The sequence below is a fragment of the Corynebacterium mustelae genome (assembly GCF_001020985.1).
Classification (GTDB): domain Bacteria; phylum Actinomycetota; class Actinomycetes; order Mycobacteriales; family Mycobacteriaceae; genus Corynebacterium; species Corynebacterium mustelae.
In genome coordinates this window covers 2040659-2062320 of sequence record NZ_CP011542.1, presented here as the reverse complement: position 1 = coordinate 2062320, position 21662 = coordinate 2040659, and the positions used below count along the sequence as shown (strand labels likewise).

The window sequence follows — 21662 nt, the reverse complement described above, 5'->3', positions numbered from 1 at the left end:
TTTCACAAGCAAAAAGAAGAAGGAATAACACCATGGTGCATTTGCCCGTTGGCGTAGTACGCAATAACCATAATCGTGAGATTGGAGACGCTGGTGAAAATATCGCAGCCCAGTTTCTGATAAGCCGCCAGTACATAATCGTTGCCCGCAATGTGAGATACGTTGCTGGTGAGCTTGACCTGATTGCCCGAAGCCCACACGGGGCAATCGTATTTGTCGAAGTAAAAACCCGGACGGGTAAAAACTACGGAAATGTTGAGGCAGTTAGCCCAAACAAACTTCGGAAAATGCGGCGTGCCGCAGCGTTGTGGTTGCGGGATAAGCCATGGAAGGATGTTCGCTTTGACGTGGTAGCCATTACATTGAACCAGACTGGTACTCACGAAATCGACTGGTATCAGGGGGTCGATAGCGGTGCTTGCTAAAACACTATCGATGACTCTCACAGGAGTTACTGCGGAAATAGTGGAGGTGGAGGCAAACGTCGGGGCCGGGTTGCCAGGCACTCATATCGTGGGCAAAGCCGCCACCGGAGTAATCGAAGCACGTGATCGGATAAAAACCGCAGCAATAAATTCCGGATTACCTTGGCCCAAAACCAAGGTAATCGTGAGTCTTTTGCCCGGAAATCTGGCAAAAACCGGCTCACATTTTGATGCTGCTATAGCTGTAGCGATTTTGAGCACCACCCGGTCGTGCAGTTGGAATTTCCATATGCTTGCTAACACCATGATTCTTGGCGAAGTAGCCTTAGACGGTACCTTGCGGGCAGTCCCAGGAGTCCTGCCAGCCTTGTTGGCGGCTGAGCGCAGCCAGATAGAAACAGTAATAGTTCCAGCTGTAAATAGTCCTGAAGCTGTTATTGCCACGGGGGTCAAGGTGCTGGTTGCACAATCACTAACAGAGATTATGGAATGGCTCAGTAACGATTCTGCACTGGCAACCCCGCAGCAATGGTGTGCGCAACACCAACAGCAATCCGTATCGCACGTTGTGTCATCAATGAAAGACATGAACCAAATAGCAGGGCAACCAGAGGCGAAGTTTGCTGCAGAGGTTGCTGCTGCCGGTGGTCACAATGTGTTTTTTATTGGTCCTGGTGGTTCGGGGAAATCCATGATAGCTGAACGTATTCCCACTTTGTTGCCACAGTTAACCACTAGGGAAACTATCGAATCCACGGTGGTACACTCCATCGCAGGCCGAATAGACAATAGCGTTGTTACCACTGCACCTTTTATCGCCCCACATCATTCGGTAACTACCGCAGGATTGTTAGGCGGTGGTGCCGGAAACCCCTTGCCTGGTGCTGTGAGCCTGGCGCATAATGGCGTGCTGTTTCTTGACGAGGTTTCCGAAATTCCAGCCAGAGTCCTTGACCAATTACGGATGCCAATGGAGGACGGTGTTGTGCGATTGCAACGATCGCATCAGACCTTTGTATTCCCAGCTCGGTTTCAATTGGTGCTGGCCGCCAATCCGTGTCGGTGTGGGGCTGAAACTCCGACGGAATGTACGTGTTCTGGTGCGGTACGTGCAAGATACCTAGACAATCTGTCTGGACCGTTGCGGGATCGCATTGATATTTTTGTGCGAACTTATTCGAAGGGGCCACTTCAGGGTGATGCTGATACGGATTCTTCGGCGGTTATTGCTATGCGAGTGGCCGAAGCTCGAAACCGCGCGCGGCATCGGTGGGATTCTGCAGGCCTTGGTGCGATCACGAATGCCGCCGTGGAATCAGCTATGTTGCGGAGACATTTCCCGGCTGATGATGCAGGCATGGCGATTATGGAAAGCTATCTTGCACACGGAGATATAACCCAGCGAGGTGTTGACCGGGCGCTTAAATTGGCGTGGACTTTGGCTGATCTTGATCGCGTGGTGTCACCTACGCTGGATCATGTTGCTCGGGCGCTTGAACTCCGAGAGGACGTGGCGCTATGACACAGCAACGTAGGCGGGCATGGGCGTATCTTTCGCGGGTTATTGAGGGTCCGAGTCGAAATCTGCAACAGCTTTTCGACGCCGGGCGTGAGCCCGAAGCAATAGCGCAAGCAGTGCGGTGTCGTGAGGGGTGGATTGGTGGGCTTTTAGCAGAAACTGAAACCAGATATACCTGGGATCGGGCAGATGACGATCTGGCGATAGTGCAGCGTAATGGGGGTCGAATGATCTGTCCCGATGATGATGAGTGGCCCGCCGAGGTCTTTGATTCAGCCTTTGGCTTTGCTTCAAGCGGCTGGAGCGAGCATACGCGAAGCTACCAATCGGACGCGGTGCCACCCCATGTTTTATGGGTTCGAGGTGGGAATTTACGGCAATTGAGTAGTCATTCTGTGGCGATTGTCGGAACTCGAGCTGCGAGTAATTACGGGGTTCAGGCGACTCGAATGATTTCAGCTGGGCTGTTAGATCATCAATACACGTTGATTTCTGGAGGTGCTCTTGGGGTTGATACTGTCGCTCATTCGGAGGCATTAACTCGAGGTGGCAGCACCATTATTGTCCAGGCTTGTGGGCTGGACAAAAAATATCCAGCGAAAAATTCAGCATTGTTCGATGCGGCGGCAACACGTGACAATTGCGCCATTGTTTCGGAATATCCGCCAGAGTTGAGCCCGCAACGACACCGCTTTTTAACCCGGAATCGGCTAGTAGCTGCGCTGAGTCAAGGAACGGTTGTGACTGAGGCAGCATGGCGATCTGGTGCGTTGAATACTCTAAGCTGGGCAGCGGCGTTTGGACGGGTCGCTATGGCGGTTCCCGGGCCGATCACGACCTCCGGTTCGCTTGGATGCCATGAACGTATCCGCAGAGGTGATGCAGAGATGGTCTGTTCTGCAGAAGAGGTACGGGAATTAGTGTCGAAGATTGGCGAGGTGGATGTCGGCGGCCAATATGAAATAGATTTCGCGGCCTCGCCAATTCAGAAGCTATCGCGCAATGAAATGCGGGTTTTTGACGTAACTGGCCCAAACCCCGTTGATTCAATGCAGATCGCACAAGGTGCCGGATTGCCGGTGAAATTGACTGTATTTTTGCTCATGGATTTATCCCGTCAAGGATTGATTGAGCGAGTGGGAAATGGTTGGTGTCGCCGCGTATCTGACGAAAACTCTGGTACTAGTGGCTAGTTTGCGAGACAGGTTTTCGATCGTGTTAGCGATAGTAGGATGATCTACCCAGAATCAAAATGTGATATAAGTCTCCTTGCGCATTGGATGTACGCTCGTTAATATTGGGTAGGCAAGCCTAATTAAGTCTTTCGGATAGGGTTCTGGGCTGGTTCCCTTGGAAGACTAGCCGTGGTGGTCTTTCGGGACGATCTATAAAGGCATTAAGGTTATGCACTATGGGTGAGTCAGAACAGAGGGTGACGCAGAATTATGGTTCCGCGTCACCCTCTTCGCAATTATCTGAGGCCGTTGACGACTTTGTTGAATATCTTGCATTGGTCGTGGGGCGGTCTCCCGCTACAGTGCGGGGCTATCGAAGTGACCTGATGGATTTTACAAACATTGCAGACAGTTTTGAAGGGTTCACCTTAGCCAATTTACGTACTTGGCTTGCCGGGGCGGTTGCGGAGGGGAAATCGCGCAGCACCCTCGCGCGCCGTACTGCCGCCGCACGCGCCTTTAGTAAATGGAGCGTTCGCAATGGTTATATGGATGAGGATGTGGCCGCTCGCCTTGCTAGTCCTAAAATTGGCCGGAAACTGCCAGTTGTCGTTTCAAAGACTGCGGCGGATGAGTTAATGGCAGCCCCAATTGCTAAGAAGGAACCCGAGTACCTGCGTGATGTTGCGATGCTGGAATTGTTGTATGCTACCGGAATTCGAGTATCGGAACTGTGTGGCATCAATCTCAATGATCTCGACTTGTCGCGTCGAGTAGTAACAGTAACCGGTAAAGGGAATAAGCAGCGCGTAGTTCCGTTTGGTACAGCTGCGCAATCTGCAATCGACAATTGGTTGAGTCTGGGACGTTCGGTTTTGTTGAATGCGGATAACCCTAACAGTGAGGCACTGTTTGTGGGCTCGCGTGGTGGCCGGATCAATCCGCGAGTAGTCCGCGATATAGTCGCTGCGGCGGCGCGAAATTCTGGCATTGATGCACTTGGCCCACACGCGCTGCGGCACACCGCAGCAACGCACATGCTTGATGGGGGAGCGGATCTTAGGGTGGTGCAGGAACTTCTAGGGCATTCGTCTTTGCAAACAACCCAGATTTACACCCATGTCAGCACCGAGCGGCTTAGTCAAGCTTTTAAAAAGGCACATCCACGGGCTTGAGCCGGATAATCGGTGCAGATAGAAGTGATAGGGGATTGATGTAGTCGTGTTGTCCATATTTCGCACCCCAATGTAATCCAGGTTCACTTCCTGTATTCGGGGCAAGGTTGCCGATGTGTTGGCCGCGCTGTAGCTTATCGCCAACCGCAACCAGTGGGAAAACTGGTTGGTAGGTAGTGCGTAACCCACCGTCATGTTCAATACTTACTGTAGGTCTTCCGGCAATTACCCCCGCATATAATACGGTTCCAGCACCTGCGGCATAAATGGGTTGACCCACCCTCGCTTCAAGGTCAACGCCGCGGTGTCCCGGCAGCCAGTTATGTTCAGGTTTATCGAAACCGCGTAATACACGTGGCGATTGGTCAGTTCCAGTGACGGGGTTTAAGAAAAACCGATCGGTAGTAGGTTGTGTGTGAAAATGTTGCGTTCGTAGGTTTTGTGATTGGGCATGTGCAGGTGGTAACTCGACGAAGTGCCATGCGGAACCGATGACCAGAAATGGAAATAGTAGCTGTATGAGACGTCGAAAAGCGGCGCCAGTAGAAACATGAGTAGCCATAGTTTTAGATCTAGCCGCACATGGCGATATGTGGGGAAACCGGCGAAATCGCCTGTGGAAAACGTTAGCCATGTGGCGGAAGTGATTGAAGTGAAAGGGCTTGTGGATAAGTATCAATTGATAGTGCCCAATTTGGTGGTATCCAGCGGAAACGACTAAGATGTTACGTCGGCAGTGTAGCAATTGGGATTTTTCCAGTTCTGCATTGACTACGCGCAATCATGATCTGCACATGTGATTTCCCACTTTAGATGCAGAACCAGCTTGTTCAAGGTCCATTCCTCTTGCTTGAAAGTGGATATGGTGAATGGGTTGGATTGGTTGCTAGGCGGCAGGGAAAACCTGCCATGTAAGAAAACCGAAACTATTAGATTTTAGAAAGGGAGCAAAACATGGCTGTAGTAACCATGCGTGAGCTTCTTGATTCTGGTGTGCACTTCGGCCACCAGACCCGCCGGTGGAATCCGAAGATGCGTCGTTTCATCTTCACCGAGCGTAACGGCATCTACATCATCGACCTTCAGCAGACCCTGACCTTCATCGATGAGGCATACGAGTTTGTGAAGGAAACCGTTGCACACGGTGGCACCATCCTCTACGTTGGCACCAAGAAGCAGGCTCAGGAACCAATCAAGGTTGAAGCTGAGCGCGTTGGCATGCCTTACGTGAACCACCGTTGGTTGGGCGGTATGCTCACCAACTTCCAGACTGTTTCCAAGCGTCTGCACCGCATGAAGGAACTGCAGGCAATGGATGCTGCTGAAAACGGCTACGACGGCCGCACCAAGAAGGAAATCCTCATGCTCACCCGCGAACGCACCAAGTTGGAGCGGGTTCTCGGCGGTATCGCTGACATGAACAAGGTTCCTTCCGCATTGTGGGTGGTTGACACCAATAAAGAGCACATCGCAGTGAACGAAGCTCACAAGTTGAAGATCCCAGTGGTTGCTATCCTCGATACCAACTGCGATCCAGACACCGTGAACTTCCCGGTACCAGGCAACGACGATGCAATCCGTTCCATCGCGGTACTGACTCGGGTAATTTCTTCCGCAGTCATCGAAGGTAAGAAGGCCCGCGAAGAGCGCGCACTGGCCGCAGCTAAGGAAGCTGCCGGTGACGCAAACCGTGAGGAAACCGCAGAGGTTGCCGCCAAGGTCGAAGCCCCAGCAGAGGTTGCGGCTAAGGTTGAGGCTCCAGCAGAGGTTGCAGAAGAAGCACCAGCTGCTGAGTAAAAATCGCCGCCGGGTTATCTTTTTTAAGCTCGGCACAGCGTAAAGCTTTCGCCCCCACCGTACCGCTGCACTATTGAATGGTTTCGGCTGGGGGTGCTTGTGCAACGAGCACCTTAGTTTTGCCAGTTGGATTTTGCTCTGGTCACCACTGGTGTCGCTGTACTACTTTTAATTTCATTGACATATTCCTATATCTCAAGGAGGGTCGCCCCCACATGGCGAATTTCACCGCTGCTGATGTTAAGAAGCTTCGCGAGGTCACCGGTTCCGGCATGATCGACTGCAAGAAGGCTCTTGCCGAAACCGATGGCGATTTCGATAAGGCTGTCGAGATCCTGCGCATCAAGGGCGCAAAGGACGTCGGCAAGCGTGCCGAGCGTAACGCTTCCGAAGGCCTAATCGCAGTGTCCGGCAATACCATGGTTGAGGTCAACGCCGAAACCGACTTCGTTGCTAAGAACGCTGACTTCATCGAATTTGCTCAAAAGGTTGCCGACGCTGCCGCAGGTGCAAAGGCAAACACCCCTGAAGAGCTCGCTGCTGTTGTTGTCGACGGCAAGCCAGCAAGCGAAGCTATCTTGGAGCTGTCTGCCAAGATCGGCGAGAAGCTGGAGCTGCGTCGCGCTACCACCGTTGAGGGTGAAAACGTTTCCGTGTACCTGCACCACCGCGCAGCTGGCTTGCCACCTGCAGTGGGCGTTTTGGTTGCTTACACCGGCTCCGGCGACGAGGCCGCTGCCGCCGCACACCAAGCTGCAATGCAGGTTGCTGCGCTGAAGGCTGCCTACCTAAGCCGAGAAGATGTTCCAGCTGAGGTTGTTGAGAAAGAGCGTCAGATCGCGGAAGAAATCACTCGTTCTGAAGGCAAGCCAGAGGCTGCGATTCCGAAAATCGTCGAAGGCCGTCTCGGTGGTTTCTACAAGGACGTTTGCTTGCTGGAGCAGGCTTCCGTAGCTGACTCCAAGAAGACCGTGAAGCAGCTCATGGAGGAAGCTGGTGTAACCATCACTTCCTTCGCTCGCTTTGAGGTCGGCCAGCAGTAATCTGCTGCAACATTCAGTACCCCTTGTTGCGACTATCGCTTAGAGTGTTAGTCCAGCAGGGGGATTTTTAATGTCCGAGTAAGGCTTACTGCCATTGGTCAGCCCATTAATAGGTGTTAGCGGCGTTCAAGGGGTAGAATCTAGTGCTTGAGATTCTTTGGATCTTTTCCGCAGCACAACCTAGTTGCCCGCGGGATGTATAAGTGATGACTAGCTTGGATCCTCGTAGCACGAACCGTTCCAAGCACCAGGGAAAGGCGCCTTAGAAACCATGACCGATTCCACCAAGCGTTCCGGCTATAAGCGAGTGATGTTAAAGCTTGGAGGTGAAATGTTCGGCGGGGGATCGGTAGGTATTGACCCGGATGTAGTCTCCAACGTTGCCCGCCAAATCGCCCAGGTAGCTCGTGATGGTGTTCAAGTTGCTGTGGTTATTGGTGGCGGTAACTTCTTCCGTGGCGCTCAATTGCAGCAACGTGGTCTTGATCGCAATCGTTCCGATTACATGGGCATGCTTGGAACGGTAATGAATTGCCTGGCGCTGCAGGACTTCTTGGAACAAGAAGGAATTGATTGCCGGGTACAAACCGCAATCAATATGGCGCAGGTCGCCGAGCCGTATTTGCCGTTGAGGGCAAAGCGCCATTTGGAAAAAGGTCGGGTTGTTATCTTTGGCGCGGGTATGGGCATGCCATATTTCTCTACTGATACCACTGCCGCCCAGCGTGCATTGGAAATCGACTGTGAAGTTTTGCTCATGGCAAAGGGAGTCGATGGCGTTTATTCCGACGATCCACGGGTTAACCCTGATGCACAGTTATTCCATGACATCACGCCTCGGGAAGTAATCGAACAAGAGCTCAAAGTTGCCGATGCCACCGCATTTTCGTTGTGTATGGACAACAATATGCCTATTTTGGTGTTCAATCTACTAGTTGAGGGCAATATTGCCCGCGCGTGTGCGGGTGAAAAAATCGGCACCTTAGTTCAGCAATAGTTCGCTTTAATGGCCTTAGAGCTAAAAGTCCTGTTAAGGTAGATATCTGTACTTTGGCTTGCAAGAATCCCACCAGCGTTTTAGGCACAGCCACACCATGAAAATAAAAGGAAGAATCTCATGATTGATGACGTCCTGTTGGAATGCGAAGAGCATATGACTACCTCAGTGGAACGCACCCGAGAAGAACTTACGCATATTCGCACTGGTCGCGCTAACCCATCCATGTTCAATGGCGTCATCGCTGATTACTACGGTGTTCCTACCCCAATCACCCAGATGGCGACCATTTCGGTACCTGAGGCACGTATGTTGCTTATTAAGCCCTATGAAATGTCCACGATGGGCGAGATTGAAAACGCCATTCGTAACTCCGATTTAGGTGTTAACCCCACTAACGACGGTCAGGTTCTTCGCGTCACAATTCCGCAGCTTACCGAGGAACGGCGTAAAGAAATGGCTAAGTTGGCCAAGGCTAAGGGCGAAGACGGGAAAATTGCTATCCGTAACGTTCGTCGTAAAGGGATGGATCAGTTGAAGAAAATCCAGAAAGACGGCGACGCTGGTGAGGATGAAGTCCAGGCGGCAGAAAAGGAACTCGATAAAGTAACTCAGAAATACGTTGCTTCTATCGACGAACTTGTTACGAAGAAAGAAGCAGAACTGATGGAGGTCTAATCCGTCTTTGTTTTTCTAACGTTTTCGTGCTTCTGATCCCTGCGTACCACCATCGTGGTGTGCAGGTGATTAACCCCCTAGGGAAGACGATATAGATCCCTGGGGGTTTAATGCATAGCCTGATGAAAGTTAAAATTCTGCCGATGAATAACACAACCCGCCATCTGCCTAAACCGAAAAATTCCGCTGGCCGCGATTTGAAAGTGGCTATTCCGGTGGGGTTTGGACTCTTCGCCGTTGTGATTCTGGCAATCTTTGTCATACCATTTGGCTGGTATCCGCTAGTAGCCATTGCAATATTCTTCGCCCAGTGGGAAGTTATCTCCCGGCTTTCCGAAAAAGGCTACATTGTGCAGCGATGGTGGCTGTTATTCGGCGGACAGCTTATGCTGTGGCTATCGTGGCCATTTGGGCCCAAAGGATTGGTGTCTGGGTTTGTCGCTGCCGTTTTGCTCGTGATGTATTCCCGGTTATTTCACCACGGAAAAAACTCCGCTCCTAAAAACTATCTCCGGGATACGGCTGTGGGGATTTTCGTCCTCACCTGGATTCCGCTTTTTGGCAGTTTTGCCGCGATGATGTCGCTGCTTCGGGGCCATGAAATCGCTGGCTCTATGTTTGTCATCACATTCATGATGTGTGTTATTGCATCTGATACTGGCGGCTATGTCGCGGGTGTAATGTTTGGTTCCCACCCGATGGCACCAGCAGTAAGCCCTAAAAAATCGTGGGAGGGATTTGCCGGATCCATTATTTTCGGGGCAGTGGTTGGTGCTTTAAGCATGCACTATTTGTTGCATTCTGACTGGTGGTGGGGGGTATTGCTGGGTATTCTGCTCGTCATTTGTGCAACACTTGGAGACCTAGTGGAGTCACAATTCAAGAGAGAATTAGGCATTAAAGATATGTCACAAATGATACCGGGGCATGGTGGCATAATGGATAGACTGGACGGAATGCTACCTGCCGCTATGGTGACGTGGTTGGTGCTGTCTGTGATCTCGCTTTAGCTTTTCGACGCCACCAAAGCGTATTCGTTATTAGGAAATCCTCACAGGTAGCTGGTGAATGTACTATCTCACCTGCTGGGAAAACTGTATACAACAAAACCCTGCGCTTGTTGCCAGGTGCAGGTCAACGCAGGGTTTCGGATGGGGGAGAACTTCTAATTCTTTTTAATCTGGCGGCGCAATTGGAGCATACGAACTCCACCAACAAGAGCCATGATCAGTGCGCCAGCTATAGCCGCGAGCAAAAATCCAACACCAGCTGGGAAGGTAAAGCTCCAGGCGAATAGAGTGAGATCGACTGGTTGTTGGTTTTGCAGGATAAACACTAGGAGCACGATAAGTAGAAGCGCACCTGCGATGAGCGCCACCCAAGTTCCACCCGCAAATGAGCTTTTAACCGCAGGTTTTGCAGCGGGTGTGGTGGCAGCAGGAACCTCAGCGGGGAGATTATCAACAGAAGGCTCGTATTCATGGACTGAGTTGTCCGAAAAAGCATCTGGGTGCGTTGTCGGCTCGTGGGCTAATGCATCCGAATGAAAGTCGTCGTTGTTTTTAGACATGGTTACTATTCAACTGTGTTTAGTAGCTCAATACAATCGCGACATCTAAAAAGTGCGAGATTGTTATGAAAAATAGCAGTTGCACACCTGTGATATGCCACCGAATCGACGTTTTGCCCTTGTTCGTGTCAGAATAGTTTGATTATGGCTACACCCATCCCCCTTAACTTCGCTACTGCGCGTCGAGCAATGCCACCGAAGCATTTTGCCGATTTAACTACCGACGAACGGATTGTCTCTCTCGCTGATCTTGGATTGCCTAAATTCAGAGCGAACCAATTGGCTAAACATTACTATGGCCGCATGCAGGCCGATCCGCGGTCTATGACTGATCTTCCCGCAGCTGCGCGGGATAAAGTGGCCGAAGCGCTTTTCCCCACACTGATGACATCAGTGCGGGAAGTTTTAGCCGATGACGGCGAAACTCAAAAGACGCTGTGGAAGCTTCATGACGGTACCTTGTTGGAATCTGTTTTGATGCGGTATCCCAACCGCGCCACGTTGTGCATCTCATCCCAAGCGGGTTGTGGCATGGCGTGTCCGTTCTGCGCAACAGGCCAAGGCGGGTTAGACCGCAATTTGTCCACTGCCGAGATCGTAGATCAAGTTCGCGCGGCTGCCGCGACGATGGAATCAGAAGGCGGTCGGCTATCTAATATTGTCTTTATGGGGATGGGGGAGCCGTTAGCTAATTACAAGCGGGTGGTGCACGCTATCCATCAGATAACGGAGCCGGTGCCGCAGGGTTTTGGTATTTCGCAGCGAAACGTCACTGTATCTACGGTGGGATTGGCTCCGGCGATACGCAAGCTTGCCGACGAAGATCTGTCGGTTACTCTTGCTGTTTCTCTGCATACCCCGGATGACGAGTTACGCGATACCTTGGTTCCTGTGAACAATCGTTGGTCAGTGGCGGAGGTGTTGGATGCAGCAGCCTACTACGCAGATCGTTCTGGGCGTCGCGTCTCTATCGAATACGCGCTCATTCGGGACGTCAACGATCACGGGTGGCGCGCGGACATGCTTGGGAAAAAACTCCACAAAGCCTTAGGATCAAAAGCGCATGTTAACTTGATCCCACTTAATCCAACCCCGGGTTCCCAGTGGGATGCCTCCCCTAAAACCCAGCAAGATGAATTCGTTAGACGAGTTATCGCCCAAGGAGTTACTTGTACGGTTCGCGACACCAAGGGGCAAGAAATCGCAGCTGCTTGCGGTCAACTCGCAGCAGAAGAACGATGAGGCTTAAAAAGTAAGATCTTTATAAGCCTCATCGTTGAGTCTATTCCAGACGAAAATGTGTGGGAGCCTGGTTGTAAGCAGTTAGGTTAGCTGTTTCGCGGCACTTTCACAGCGACAGCATAAAAACCGTCCTTTTCCGCGATAGCAACCGTGATCCTTGATGCCCGAGGGTAAAGCAACACGTCGCTGTTCTTTTTCTGCGCAAATAGGTTTTCGGCGGCCGCGAGCGGGTCGTCGGCAAGCGCGTACACTTCCGTTAGGGGAAGTTGTTGCTGGACAATTTTGCCGTTGGCAAAAAGTTGCGCTTGCTTTTGCAGGTGAGTGTGATTGTGATCGTCAACAGTGAGCGGGCTAAGTCCTGCTGTCCTTCGCTTGTTATTGATCGCGGTGATAATAGATTCGATTTGTTTTGTGCGTTCTTGCAGCGCGACTCCTGGGGTGATGGGGCGTGCAGAAATCCAGAATTCGTCACCATCTTGGTACAAGCCGACGGCAACATGACTGTAGCGGGAATCAGTCAAAATGAAATTAAAACCAGATTGTTGAGCCCAAACTGCAACTGCTTCTAACGGATCGTGGGCGCGCCACACTGCACGCCTTGTGCCCGAAAAGTAGAGTTTGTTGACTTCTTTCATGTGCTTCGCCCATGCCACTTCGTCGGCAGTAAAAGAAGGAGCAATGTGGAGCGGGTTCACACCATTTTTCCTTCGCTCCTGGTTTATCCGATCAATGAGTTTCGTAACACGTGCCTCATTAGTGGTTAAGCTGTCTCCCTCGGTGACGAAACGTGCTAGACCACCCCACCAAAAACCGTTTGTGGCTAGTCCGATGCCGACCTTTGTGAGATCTGGGCGGGTAACCAATTGCTTAAGGAAGTCATGTTTCGCGATAGATTCGCGGTATCCGATCACGGGATCTTCACCGGAGATAGGAACCACCCGCATTGAGTGATCCGTTTGGAAAACTCCTGATCTAATAAAATCCTCGGCAACTTTTTGCTCTGCTTTGCTCAGTTCGGTATCAAGCATCACTGGGTTGAGTCCATGGCTACGACGTTGGCTATTGATCTCATCCAACACGCGCTGTATTTGGCGTGGGACGGATGAATCGGATTCAGATCCTGGTGTAGCGGGATTTTGTTTCCGTGGTGGTGTCGAACTGGATGAACTGGAAAGGCTCGATAGGTCTGTCTGCTTTCCCGCTGTGTTATTGATGTTTGGTGCCGCAGCGTCAGCAGGCTCTACAGGGTTATTGTTCGAAGCGGGTGGGGCAGCCTCGGGTGAAGGCTGGGCTGGACTTGGGGTTGTGCCAGGGAACCAGAATGTTGAAGATTCCGTGGTCGGCGGTGCGGTAGTCGTATGTGGTGCTAACCCAGTATCAGCGGATTGCTTTGATGTTTCCGTTGATTCTTTTGGTGTTGATCTTGTAACCCAAAAAACGATGCCCAAAATCGCGGCAAATAATGGTGCAGCACCGCCGAGTATCTTGTAGAAGAATTCTGGATTGAATTCCGATGAACCAGCTTGCAGGCTGATCGTATGGTGTGGGGTGGCTACCTGGGCGACAGCAGGGGCTTGTGTGGCATGAAGATTGCTAAAACTTAACGATGCGACAACGGCGCATGCTAGCGCTTTTCGACGCCAGTTACGAGGCATGGGAAATTATCTCCTTGGCAGATGAGAGAATCAGAACTGAAATTTAGTTTAACTGTCAACTGCCTAGAATGATAAATAGATAGAAAAGTCAAAAGATTGAATTAAATATAAAATGATAAAACTGTATATTTGGTATCGCTCGGGGGGTGGTTATGGTGTGGGTTTTAACATGAATGCGGTGCCAAAACTTGAGCAGATTGATCCTGATGGCATTAAAAATCCGCCTATCGTTAGATAGGCGGTATATTGGGAAAATTTTAGCTTTCCAGCTTCCTTAAGTGAGATACCCGAGAAGGCTCGATATTCAATGCGCGCAACTGTGAGTCTGTCAGCTCCGCATATGGCCCAGTACAAGTAGCTTGCAGATAATTCCAGTCCAATTCCTTGTGGCCTACTGGCTTGTTGTGTGCAGTCAAGGTGCGAGCCTGCTTGCCTTGCGGTTCAAACAACTGCCACAGTAAGCCAGCTGCGATTAGTGCCGCAAAAACAAAAAGGAAGATAGTTTCAACATGGCCCTTGTGGTTACCGAAGTTGTAGCCCAGCAGAATGAAGACGCAGATCCATCCCGAAATCTGGGTTGCATTGCGCCCGATGTGGTGCCAACCCCATGCTGCTGATGGCTCATCTAGGGTGGATACACCGTTGTGTACCTCAGGGGCGATCTCGTGAGAACCGGCCACGCTCTTCTCCTTAAAACTTGATGTCACGCTGGGCTTGTGGCTACTGCTTACATATAACCATGCGTTAGTAGGGGAGTAATAGATTTCCCAACTATTTTGGCATAACTGCACGTTTCAGGCGACATTAACGGGCGGGGAGGCAGACATGTGTCATTCGCCACATTTGCCTTGACCAGCGAAAACGCAAAATTCCGTATGTGTAGATTCAATTCTCAATCTTAAGTTGGTACACGTTAGGGGGTAAAAACGACGTTGCTGGATCACAAAACCATGGTATTACATCACGGTACTGCGTCGACCGGCTACCAAGTATTTCACCCAATCACATCTGCGGTGCGGGAAACAGTCACAGATAATGAAACAATGGAACTTATGAAAACAGCGGTAGTAATTTTAGGTAGCACTGGCTCCATAGGCACGCAAGCACTCGAGGTAATTGCAGATAACCCGGATAAATTCCAAGTGGTTGGCATTGCGGCAGGCGGACGCAATCCGGAATTGATTATTCAACAGGCAACCACCCTCAAATTGTCAGCTAGTCAAGTGTCAGTCGCCAATGTCGATGCAGCACAACTAGTGTCAGAAGCTTTGGGGGCGCCGGTGCGCTCTGGGCATGACGCTGCGGAGAACCTGGTACGCGAAACGCCAGCAGACACAGTGTTAAATGCCTTGGTGGGATCCCAAGGTTTAGCTGCGACGATGGCGGTCATTGAGACTGGAAGCACTTTGGCATTAGCAAATAAGGAATCCTTGGTTGCTGGCGGTGAATTGGTCATGAAAGCGCTTGCCCCAGGTCAGCTGGTGCCGGTGGATTCAGAACACTCAGCCATGGCGCAGTGCTTACGCTCAGGAGAAAAATATGAGGTTGATCGACTAGTCCTCACCGCCTCCGGTGGACCGTTTCGTGGTTGGACTAGAGAACAGATGTGGGAAGTAACCCCGCAGCAAGCCGCGGCTCACCCCACGTGGTCTATGGGAGAAATGAACACCCTCAATTCCGCAACCTTGATTAATAAAGGACTGGAATTAATTGAAGCCTCCTTGCTATTTGATATCCCGGCTGACCGCATTGACGTCACGGTGCACCCCCAATCTATCGTGCACTCCATGGTGACGTTCACTGATGGAGCCACCATTGCGCAGGCGTCACCACCATCGATGAAGCTTCCTATTTCTTTAGCGTTGAATTGGCCTCACCGAGTGCCGAACGCACAACCCGCATTAGACTTCAGCGCTGTGGCCACTTGGGATTTTTTCCCGGTGGATGACACGGCTTTCCCAGCTGTTCAATTAGCACGCGATGTTGCGCTGCGCGGCGGCACGTTTCCAGCGGTATATAACGCAGCCAATGAGCAAGCGGCGGCTGCGTTCTTGGCTGGTCGGATAAAATTTCCTGCAATTGTCGATGTGGTGGAAGAAATAGTATCTGTTAGTTCGCAGTTTGCGGGTACGGCGAATACAATCGCGGAAGTCATAGAATGTGAGCAGATTGCCCGAACATATGCAGATGAGGCTATCGCACGCATTGAAGGTTAGCTGTTAAGGAAACTGACACAACAAACTATGTCCTATTTACTTGGTGTTTTCATCTTTGCTGTCGGAATCGCTGCAACAATTGCGCTTCATGAATGGGGTCATTTTGCCACCGCTCGATTTTTTGGCATGAAAGTCCGACGTTTCTTTGTTGGTTTTGGGCCTACCGTCTGGTCCGTGAAGCGTGGAGAAACCGTCTATGGATTCAAAGCGATTCCTCTGGGCGGTTTCTGCGACATCGCAGGCATGACCAATCAGGATGAATTAACAGCGGCTGAAAAACCACACGCGATGATTTTCAAGCCCTGGTGGCAGCGGATCATCGTGTTATTAGGTGGGATCATCGTCAATGTCATCGTGGCGTTGGTCATTTTGTATGGGTTAGCGGTCACGTCCGGATTACCCAATAACAATGTCGACACTACGGCAACCATTGGTGAAATTAACTGTGTCGCTCCTAAACAACTGGACGTGCAGACTTTAGCACCTTGTTCTGGTGCTGGGCCAGCTGCCAAAGCAGGATTACAGGTCGGCGACCGAGTGTTGGCAGTGGATGACACTACCGTCGGAAGCTTCGTTGAGCTACGCGACTACGTGATGCAAAAACCAAATGAACAAATTGTGCTTCATATAGAGCGTAACGGTAAACCACTAGACGTGCCGATCCAGGTGGAATCTGCCAGCAGGCTTAATCCCGCTGGAGAAGAAGTAACGGTAGGTGCCATAGGTGTAGCTAGTGCGCCACTTGAACTTTTTATTTCCTACGGGCCAATCGATGCGGTTGGTGCCACAGTCGGATTCGCTGGATCTTTGACATCTGCCACCTTAAGCGGATTGGCTTCGTTCCCGCAAAAGATCCCAGGCGTTGCCGCATCAATCTTTGGTGCTGAACGCGAGGTTGATGGGCCGATCAGTGTGGTGGGCGCTTCCCACGTCGGCGGCGTCTTGGCGGAGCGCTCAGCTTGGCCAATGTTTTTCTTGATGCTCGCCAGCCTCAATTTCTTCTTGGCGTTTTTCAACCTGATTCCGCTGCCACCATTAGATGGTGGGCATATCGCGGTGGTTATGTACGAAAAAATTCGGGATTTATTACGGAAATTACGAGGCCTAGCACCCGCTGGGCCAGCCGATTACGAAAAATTGGTTCCGGTCACGATGGCAGTGGCAGCGGTTTTGATTGGTGTTGGTGCGATTGTCATCATTGCTGACGTGGTGAATCCGGTAAATATTTTTGGCTAGGTATCTACTAGGTATCTAAAAGTATGTCCGGACGCGACCAAAGTGCGCACCATCAGCGAGACTTTCGTAATCGGATGTCGGTGTCCGTCGCCAAAGCAGATGCAATTCCCAGCAGAATTAGTAACACTGTCGGCGTTAACATTATCCACGGAGCTCGTTCAATGTAGCGGATCGACTCAGACAAGATGATGCCCCAATTGGGCGATTCAAGCGGGGCACCGAGTCCAAGAAAACCTAGGCTTACAAGTGCCAAGGCGTTATGAGCTATTCGGCTAACGGCGTGACGGACAATAGCCGGAATCAGTGTTGGCAAGGTGTGTACCCGTAACAGCCGCAAGCGGTTTGCACCTTGTACCTGTGCCCAGCGGTAATACCCAGTTGCCCGAGTTTCATCAACGACACTGGCGGCGTGTGCGGCGAGAGGGATCCAGCCCACACTGAGAACAGCGATGCATGCGGTCAACTGTGAGGCTCCAAAGACACCAGCGAAAATTACGCCGATAAAAACTGCGGGAAGAGCATTAAGAGCGTTGCCTAGCTTAGATACCCAGGACCCAGCTAAGCCAAGCACCAATCCCAAAACAGCACAGGCTGCGGTGACAGCAACAGCGGCACCCAGACTGAAAATCGCCCCATGCGCGATGCGGGCTGCTAAATCGCGTCCGAGTTGATCTGTTCCTAACCAATGAACCATTGAAGGTGGCCGAAGCCGTTGCTCCGGCGTAACTGATGGGACAGGCAGAATCGCCCACAGAACTAGTAACGCCAAAAACGGCAGTGAAACTATCATTAGCGCCCAGCCGCCACGGGGTTTAAGGCGAGAATCGGCTGATTGCGATGAATAGGCAGTTTCGGCTTGCAATAACGGTGCGAGCAATCGGTGTCGTAGCCATTGTGCGAGTCCACCGGAGAGCAACCCCACCACCAAAGCCGTTATAACAATTACTTGTAGAACGGGAATATCCCTGCTGATGGCTGTTTTAACTGCCGTGTTACCCATTCCGGGAATACTGAAAGTTGTTTCTATCAGTACCGTGGCCGCTAAATTTCCTGCGAAGAACAAAACAATTTGTGGCAGTAGGACAGCCATGCTGCGCTGCAAAAGCGCATAAATGATTATGCTCTTTTTCACGCCATTGAGCCGCCAAGATCGAACCCACTCTTCATGGGAAATCCCGTCGATTGTGATGAGCAGGATCCGTCCCAGCATGCCAGCAGCCGGTAATGCCAACGACAACACAGGTAAGACCATGTGTTTTATCGACGAAAAACCGCTTACTGGAAACCACCCCCACTGCAATCCAAAAACAACCAATAGCACGACGGCTAGAACAAATTCCGGAATGGATCCGAGCATTGCCATCCCCAAGATATGTGAAGTTCTTGCAGGTTTACCACGAACAACACTGGTAATTCGAGGGAATACTAAAGCTATGGCGATAAGCACTGCAATGGCTGTGGATAAAAATGCAATGGTTGCAGACACTCCGAATCCGCTGAGCGCAACGGAAGTTGCGGACCGGGCCGGGTCGACCCAGCTAACACCGAAATCCCCTCGGAGTGCGCCAGAAAACCATTGGATAACCCCCGCTAGTGGGCTATCCGGAAGATTTAATTCCTCACGAATCGCCGCTAAGACTTCTGGGTCTGGTTCGCGTTCTGCTTCGCGGGCCCGAAATACCGCAAATGCCAGATCCCGCTGTCCAATGAAGGGCAAGATGGCGGTGATGATGATTCCGGAAACCAATAGGCTAAGCGGGAACGCAATCGTCGAAAAGCAGCGTCGAAGAGCCGACGGCTTGGCTTTTTTTACAAGCGATGGCGGGCATTCGGTAGCGGACATGGGATTCCTTAACGGTAAAACGGAGTGGTTATGAGCGCGCGGACAGTGACAATATGTCTGCACCTAGCACGACCAAGCGGATGCGGGAACTGCTAGCTTGTGATTTTGGTGTTCTTGGTTATGAGTTTGCGCTCGAACGGGTCGAAGCTGATACCTTCAAGTTTGTTGTAGGTGATCAGCGAATACTCGTGCGCTACAGGGATAACCGCATTGTCGGCGACCACTTTGGCGCCGATTTCAGCAGCGGAGGTGTAACGCTTAGTGGTATCAGAAATCTTATTGGTTTCGTCAATCGCAGCATCAATTTCTGGATTGCAGTACAACGACAGATTATAGGAACCGTCACAGCTGAAATCGGAGCTGAGGTAGGAAACTGGGTCTGCAGCACCAGTTTGATAGTTTCGGGATGCTAGTACGGCATCGAATTCACCTGCTAGCAGCGCAGGCTCCAACGAATCGTAGTCTTGGGCCACAACTTCGACATCAAAACCCACGCCACGTAGTTGCTCAGCCAACACAGACGCAGCCTCTGGCAACTCAGGCCGCTCCGTCCACGTAGCTAACCGGATTTTGGTTCCAGCAGCGTCTTTGGCACCCGCCAGAGAATTTTTCGACTCCACCGCTGTGGCCCATTCAGCGGATTCACTGAATAAGCTACCGTTCGCCAAAGATGCGTGACCCTCGTAGATGTTGTCGACTACTGACTTAGACTCGATGGCTTCGGCAGCCTTGGCACGTAACCCAGCATCGGCGAAAGCACCTTTCTTTGTATTTAGGTGTAGTAATACCGCCCGAGGAATAGGGGTGGATTCCACCGCTAAGTCACCCAATTCCACCAATTGCGCAATGGGGACGGCCTGTGCCAAAGAGACTTCGCCAGCGCGCACCGCGTTTGCTCGGCCTGCGCCGTCCTCAATGAACACCGTTTTTACCGAATCTAGTGCAGGCTTGCCATCCCAATAATCAGCGAAACCTTCAGTTTTTGCTTCATTGTCGGTTAGTTCCACCAGCTTAAACGGGCCGGTTCCGGTTCCCACTAGAGACGGCGAGGCCTGTTCGTAAGCCTTTTCTGCGAGGATAATCGCGCCTGAGTCCGCGAAACGTTGTGCCAGAATTGGGTCTGAATCGGCTGAGACTACCTTGACCTTGTTGTCGCCTACTGCGGTGAAGGTCAATTCGGATTTACCGAGACCCTTAGGTCGGGAGTCTGCCTTAACCGCATGCTCTAAAGCTCGCACAACAGCTGTTGGGCTTAGATCGGTTCCGTCGTGGAATTTTACGTTATCTCGGAGGGTGAATTCGACGGTTTTGTCATCGATGACTTCCCAGGATTTAGCCAACCCTGGTTGCGGTTGACCATTGGAATCGAGCTGGAGTAACGTCTCACCAATACCCATGCGGGTATTAAGAAGTGCGTCGTCAGAATAGGGCGAAAGTGACGCTACGGGTTGAAATGGCAGCGCGATTGTAACGGCATTATCGCCGCTAGCTGTATCTTCAACGGTACATGCGCTGAGCGCCAATAATGAACAGGTTGCGGCTGCTGTAATGCGCAACAGGGCGCTGCGTCGGATAGTGGACATCTGAAAGCTCCTTATACTCTGGTGCTGTGAATGTGTTTCGGTGACCATTAAGAAATGTTCTACTAGGTCAATTACCTTCGTGTTTTGTTGCCTAACTGTTCAATGACAGATGTTCAGTGACAACTCACTGGTGAGAAGGCGTCAAGAAAATCAATACATTTTCAGGTGGCCCGGTGGCACCTAGGGGAAGAAAAGATTGTGACAGTGAAGGCATTAGTTAAATACTCACCTTTCGGGAACGCGCGATGGTGGCAATCCGGGGCAACGCTATAGCTGAAGCTGCCATGATCGCTGTTAACACCAACCAGGGAAGAGCCGCTGTAGGTTGCGGGGTGTGGGCAAAATCCAGCAGTCCACCGAGAATCAAAGAGCTGATCAGGACGGAAAGACCACCAAATGAATTGAGGAAGCCGAAATAAGTGCCCACGTGTTCTTCATGGGCGATGATCCCTACCAGATCACGGGCGATTGGAACGGCAACCATTTGACCGATATGTAGAAGCATCAGCATTATGAGAATGGGGGCAATGGAAAGCCATCCATCGGCCGGAGTCAGCGGGGCAAGAAGGGCTATCAACGCGAAGGAGGAGGCAGTGCTGATAAATCCTGCTGCTAGAGCGACGGTTGCGGTGCGCTGTTGTGCCCAACGTGCTAGAGGCATCTGTAGGAGCAAAACAAAAATACTGGCAAAGACAAACATCCATCCAATAGCTTCTTGACTTCCAGTTGCACGTTCCAATTCCACGGGCAAGGAAAGATACTGTTGGTTGTAGGCAACCAGTCCGGTACTATAGGCTACTGCAAAAGCGATAAAGAGCTTGTTGCGTAGTACCGTAGCCAGGCTATTCCATATGGAGGCGCTTGGTGGGGTGGTGACCGCAGGAACGGTCAGTGCGTGACTGAGCAATAACATGCCGAAGATCCCTGCTGCGATAAAGCACATGAGCGGAAAACCTATGGGCAGTAACACTGCTCCCAGGATCGGGCCGATGAGTGCACCGACCCGAGAAAAGACCGTGTCCAGGGCGAACAGCTCGGCTCGAGTAATAAGGCCTGAATCTTCCGTGCTGCGCCCTGCTACCGAAAACGATGCCTCGGCGGCTGGCGAAAAGAGCGCGGCGGCAAAGCCGATAAGTACTACAGCTATCAACAGCTGGGACGCAGTAGTAGACAATCCGGCGGCGATAAAACCGATGATGCGGATTGCTATGCCAATGAGCAAGATCGGTTTTACCCCGAATCGATCCGTCAATGCGCCACCTACGAAAAACAGGCCTTGTTGGCTGAACGTTCTAAGCCCCAGGACCAGGCCAATCATTGTGCCACTTGCGGCCAGTGATTGGCTCATAAATGTTGCTAGAAAGGGAACCACCAGGTAAAAACCCACGTTAAATAGCATTTGGGTTAGAAGTAAAAGCTGGACTGCTAGAGGTAGGCGCGCAAATACAGCCCAACGCGAACGATTGGTTTTTACAGCAGGATTCGATGTCATAGTGGTTGTTTGTGAT

General features: G+C 51.3%; 19 protein-coding genes. 12 read left to right on the top strand and 7 right to left on the bottom strand.

All coding sequences use genetic code 11. The annotated features are described in order from the left end of the window. The first annotated feature begins 32 nt into the window (after positions 1-32). The 4 genes from CMUST_RS09385 to CMUST_RS09370 all read left to right on the top strand — a co-directional run bounded on the left by CMUST_RS09385 (position 33) and on the right by CMUST_RS09370 (position 4294). Positions 33-425 (top strand): YraN family protein, encoded by a 393-nt coding sequence (locus CMUST_RS09385; RefSeq protein ID WP_047262292.1) that lies wholly within the window; start codon positions 33-35, stop codon positions 423-425. A 10-nt stretch (positions 426-435) separates the two neighbouring features. After that, positions 436-1947 carry a YifB family Mg chelatase-like AAA ATPase gene (locus CMUST_RS09380; protein ID WP_047263539.1) on the top strand — a complete coding sequence of 504 codons (1512 nt, stop codon included), beginning with the start codon at positions 436-438 and terminating at the stop codon, positions 1945-1947. After that, positions 1944-3137 carry a DNA-processing protein DprA gene (dprA, locus tag CMUST_RS09375; RefSeq protein ID WP_047262291.1) on the top strand — a complete coding sequence of 398 codons (1194 nt, stop codon included), beginning with the start codon at positions 1944-1946 and terminating at the stop codon, positions 3135-3137. Before CMUST_RS09380 ends, dprA begins: the two co-directional genes overlap by 4 nt. A 218-nt stretch (positions 3138-3355) precedes the next feature. Continuing rightward, the gene (locus CMUST_RS09370) at positions 3356-4294 is read left to right on the top strand and encodes a tyrosine recombinase XerC (protein ID WP_047262290.1); all 939 of its coding nucleotides are present in this window, start codon (positions 3356-3358) and stop codon (positions 4292-4294) included. On the opposite strand, the gene CMUST_RS09365 is transcribed toward CMUST_RS09370, so the two are convergent. Then, complete coding sequence (locus CMUST_RS09365) at positions 4269-4856, bottom strand: M23 family metallopeptidase (protein WP_052844620.1); 588 nt, start codon at positions 4854-4856, stop codon at positions 4269-4271. The genes CMUST_RS09370 and CMUST_RS09365 overlap by 26 nt on opposite strands. Positions 4857-5248: 392 nt before the next feature. On the opposite strand from CMUST_RS09365, the gene rpsB reads away from it, so the two are divergent. From rpsB to CMUST_RS09340, 5 genes are all read left to right on the top strand, one after another. Next, positions 5249-6091: a 30S ribosomal protein S2 gene (rpsB, locus tag CMUST_RS09360; protein ID WP_047262289.1), complete on the top strand. Its 843-nt coding sequence runs from the start codon at positions 5249-5251 to the stop codon at positions 6089-6091. Positions 6092-6306: 215 nt separating this feature from the next. Further along, entirely contained in the window at positions 6307-7134 is an 828-nt protein-coding gene (tsf, locus tag CMUST_RS09355; protein WP_047262288.1) for a translation elongation factor Ts, read from the top strand. Positions 7135-7405: 271 nt separating this feature from the next. Next, positions 7406-8131: a UMP kinase gene (gene pyrH / locus CMUST_RS09350; RefSeq protein ID WP_047262287.1), complete on the top strand. Its 726-nt coding sequence runs from the start codon at positions 7406-7408 to the stop codon at positions 8129-8131. 120 nt (positions 8132-8251) lie between these two features. Continuing rightward, on the top strand, positions 8252-8809 hold the full coding sequence (gene frr / locus CMUST_RS09345) for a ribosome recycling factor (RefSeq protein ID WP_047262286.1): 558 nt from the start codon (positions 8252-8254) through the stop codon (positions 8807-8809). Between the two features lie 143 nt (positions 8810-8952). Continuing rightward, entirely contained in the window at positions 8953-9819 is an 867-nt protein-coding gene (locus CMUST_RS09340) for a phosphatidate cytidylyltransferase (RefSeq protein ID WP_047263537.1), read from the top strand. Positions 9820-9974: 155 nt separating this feature from the next. On the opposite strand, the gene CMUST_RS16360 is transcribed toward CMUST_RS09340, so the two are convergent. After that, positions 9975-10388 carry a LapA family protein gene (locus tag CMUST_RS16360; protein WP_407922009.1) on the bottom strand — a complete coding sequence of 138 codons (414 nt, stop codon included), beginning with the start codon at positions 10386-10388 and terminating at the stop codon, positions 9975-9977. Positions 10389-10523: 135 nt separating this feature from the next. Between CMUST_RS16360 and rlmN the strand changes: the two genes are divergently transcribed. Then, positions 10524-11621, top strand: a complete 1098-nt coding sequence (gene rlmN / locus CMUST_RS09330; RefSeq protein WP_083987507.1) for a 23S rRNA (adenine(2503)-C(2))-methyltransferase RlmN — start codon at positions 10524-10526, stop codon at positions 11619-11621. Between the two features lie 86 nt (positions 11622-11707). On the opposite strand, the gene CMUST_RS09325 is transcribed toward rlmN, so the two are convergent. Both CMUST_RS09325 and CMUST_RS09320 read right to left on the bottom strand, forming a co-directional pair. After that, on the bottom strand, positions 11708-13276 hold the full coding sequence (locus CMUST_RS09325; protein ID WP_052844617.1) for a CAP domain-containing protein: 1569 nt from the start codon (positions 13274-13276) through the stop codon (positions 11708-11710). Positions 13277-13533: 257 nt separating this feature from the next. Then, entirely contained in the window at positions 13534-13956 is a 423-nt protein-coding gene (locus CMUST_RS09320) for a DUF2631 domain-containing protein (RefSeq protein ID WP_047262285.1), read from the bottom strand. Between the two features lie 363 nt (positions 13957-14319). Here CMUST_RS09320 and dxr point away from each other — a divergent pair, with 363 nt between their 5' ends. Beyond that, a complete protein-coding gene (gene dxr / locus CMUST_RS09315) occupies positions 14320-15492 on the top strand; it encodes a 1-deoxy-D-xylulose-5-phosphate reductoisomerase (protein WP_407922008.1) in 1173 nt (390 codons plus the stop codon). Between the two features lie 27 nt (positions 15493-15519). Further along, positions 15520-16728 carry a M50 family metallopeptidase gene (locus tag CMUST_RS09310; RefSeq protein ID WP_047262284.1) on the top strand — a complete coding sequence of 403 codons (1209 nt, stop codon included), beginning with the start codon at positions 15520-15522 and terminating at the stop codon, positions 16726-16728. Between the two features lie 52 nt (positions 16729-16780). Here CMUST_RS09310 and CMUST_RS09305 read toward each other — a convergent pair whose 3' ends face one another. The 3 genes from CMUST_RS09305 to CMUST_RS09295 all read right to left on the bottom strand — a co-directional run bounded on the left by CMUST_RS09305 (position 16781) and on the right by CMUST_RS09295 (position 21646). Further along, complete coding sequence (locus CMUST_RS09305; RefSeq protein WP_047262283.1) at positions 16781-18571, bottom strand: ABC transporter permease subunit; 1791 nt, start codon at positions 18569-18571, stop codon at positions 16781-16783. A 92-nt stretch (positions 18572-18663) separates the two neighbouring features. Further along, entirely contained in the window at positions 18664-20154 is a 1491-nt protein-coding gene (locus CMUST_RS09300; RefSeq protein WP_047262282.1) for an ABC transporter substrate-binding protein, read from the bottom strand. A 217-nt stretch (positions 20155-20371) separates the two neighbouring features. Then, the gene (locus CMUST_RS09295; protein ID WP_047262281.1) at positions 20372-21646 is read right to left on the bottom strand and encodes an MFS transporter; all 1275 of its coding nucleotides are present in this window, start codon (positions 21644-21646) and stop codon (positions 20372-20374) included. Positions 21647-21662: the final 16 nt, after the last annotated feature.

Excerpts from the sequence above, each read along its gene's own strand:
- frr (WP_047262286.1), top strand. The coding sequence starts at position 8,252 with ATGATTGATGACGTCCTGTTGGAATGCGAAGAGCATATGACTACCTCA.
- CMUST_RS09295 (WP_047262281.1), bottom strand. The coding sequence starts at position 21,646 with ATGACATCGAATCCTGCTGTAAAAACCAATCGTTCGCGTTGGGCTGTA.
- dxr (WP_407922008.1), top strand. The coding sequence starts at position 14,320 with ATGGAACTTATGAAAACAGCGGTAGTAATTTTAGGTAGCACTGGCTCC.
- pyrH (WP_047262287.1), top strand. The coding sequence starts at position 7,406 with ATGACCGATTCCACCAAGCGTTCCGGCTATAAGCGAGTGATGTTAAAG.
- CMUST_RS09300 (WP_047262282.1), bottom strand. The coding sequence starts at position 20,154 with ATGTCCACTATCCGACGCAGCGCCCTGTTGCGCATTACAGCAGCCGCA.
- CMUST_RS09365 (WP_052844620.1), bottom strand. The coding sequence starts at position 4,856 with ATGGCTACTCATGTTTCTACTGGCGCCGCTTTTCGACGTCTCATACAG.
- CMUST_RS09380 (WP_047263539.1), top strand. The coding sequence starts at position 436 with ATGACTCTCACAGGAGTTACTGCGGAAATAGTGGAGGTGGAGGCAAAC.
- CMUST_RS09340 (WP_047263537.1), top strand. The coding sequence starts at position 8,953 with ATGAATAACACAACCCGCCATCTGCCTAAACCGAAAAATTCCGCTGGC.
- CMUST_RS09370 (WP_047262290.1), top strand. The coding sequence starts at position 3,356 with ATGGGTGAGTCAGAACAGAGGGTGACGCAGAATTATGGTTCCGCGTCA.
- dprA (WP_047262291.1), top strand. The coding sequence starts at position 1,944 with ATGACACAGCAACGTAGGCGGGCATGGGCGTATCTTTCGCGGGTTATT.
- rpsB (WP_047262289.1), top strand. The coding sequence starts at position 5,249 with ATGGCTGTAGTAACCATGCGTGAGCTTCTTGATTCTGGTGTGCACTTC.
- tsf (WP_047262288.1), top strand. The coding sequence starts at position 6,307 with ATGGCGAATTTCACCGCTGCTGATGTTAAGAAGCTTCGCGAGGTCACC.
- CMUST_RS09325 (WP_052844617.1), bottom strand. The coding sequence starts at position 13,276 with ATGCCTCGTAACTGGCGTCGAAAAGCGCTAGCATGCGCCGTTGTCGCA.
- CMUST_RS09305 (WP_047262283.1), bottom strand. The coding sequence starts at position 18,571 with ATGTCCGCTACCGAATGCCCGCCATCGCTTGTAAAAAAAGCCAAGCCG.
- CMUST_RS09310 (WP_047262284.1), top strand. The coding sequence starts at position 15,520 with ATGTCCTATTTACTTGGTGTTTTCATCTTTGCTGTCGGAATCGCTGCA.
- rlmN (WP_083987507.1), top strand. The coding sequence starts at position 10,524 with ATGGCTACACCCATCCCCCTTAACTTCGCTACTGCGCGTCGAGCAATG.
- CMUST_RS09385 (WP_047262292.1), top strand. The coding sequence starts at position 33 with ATGGTGCATTTGCCCGTTGGCGTAGTACGCAATAACCATAATCGTGAG.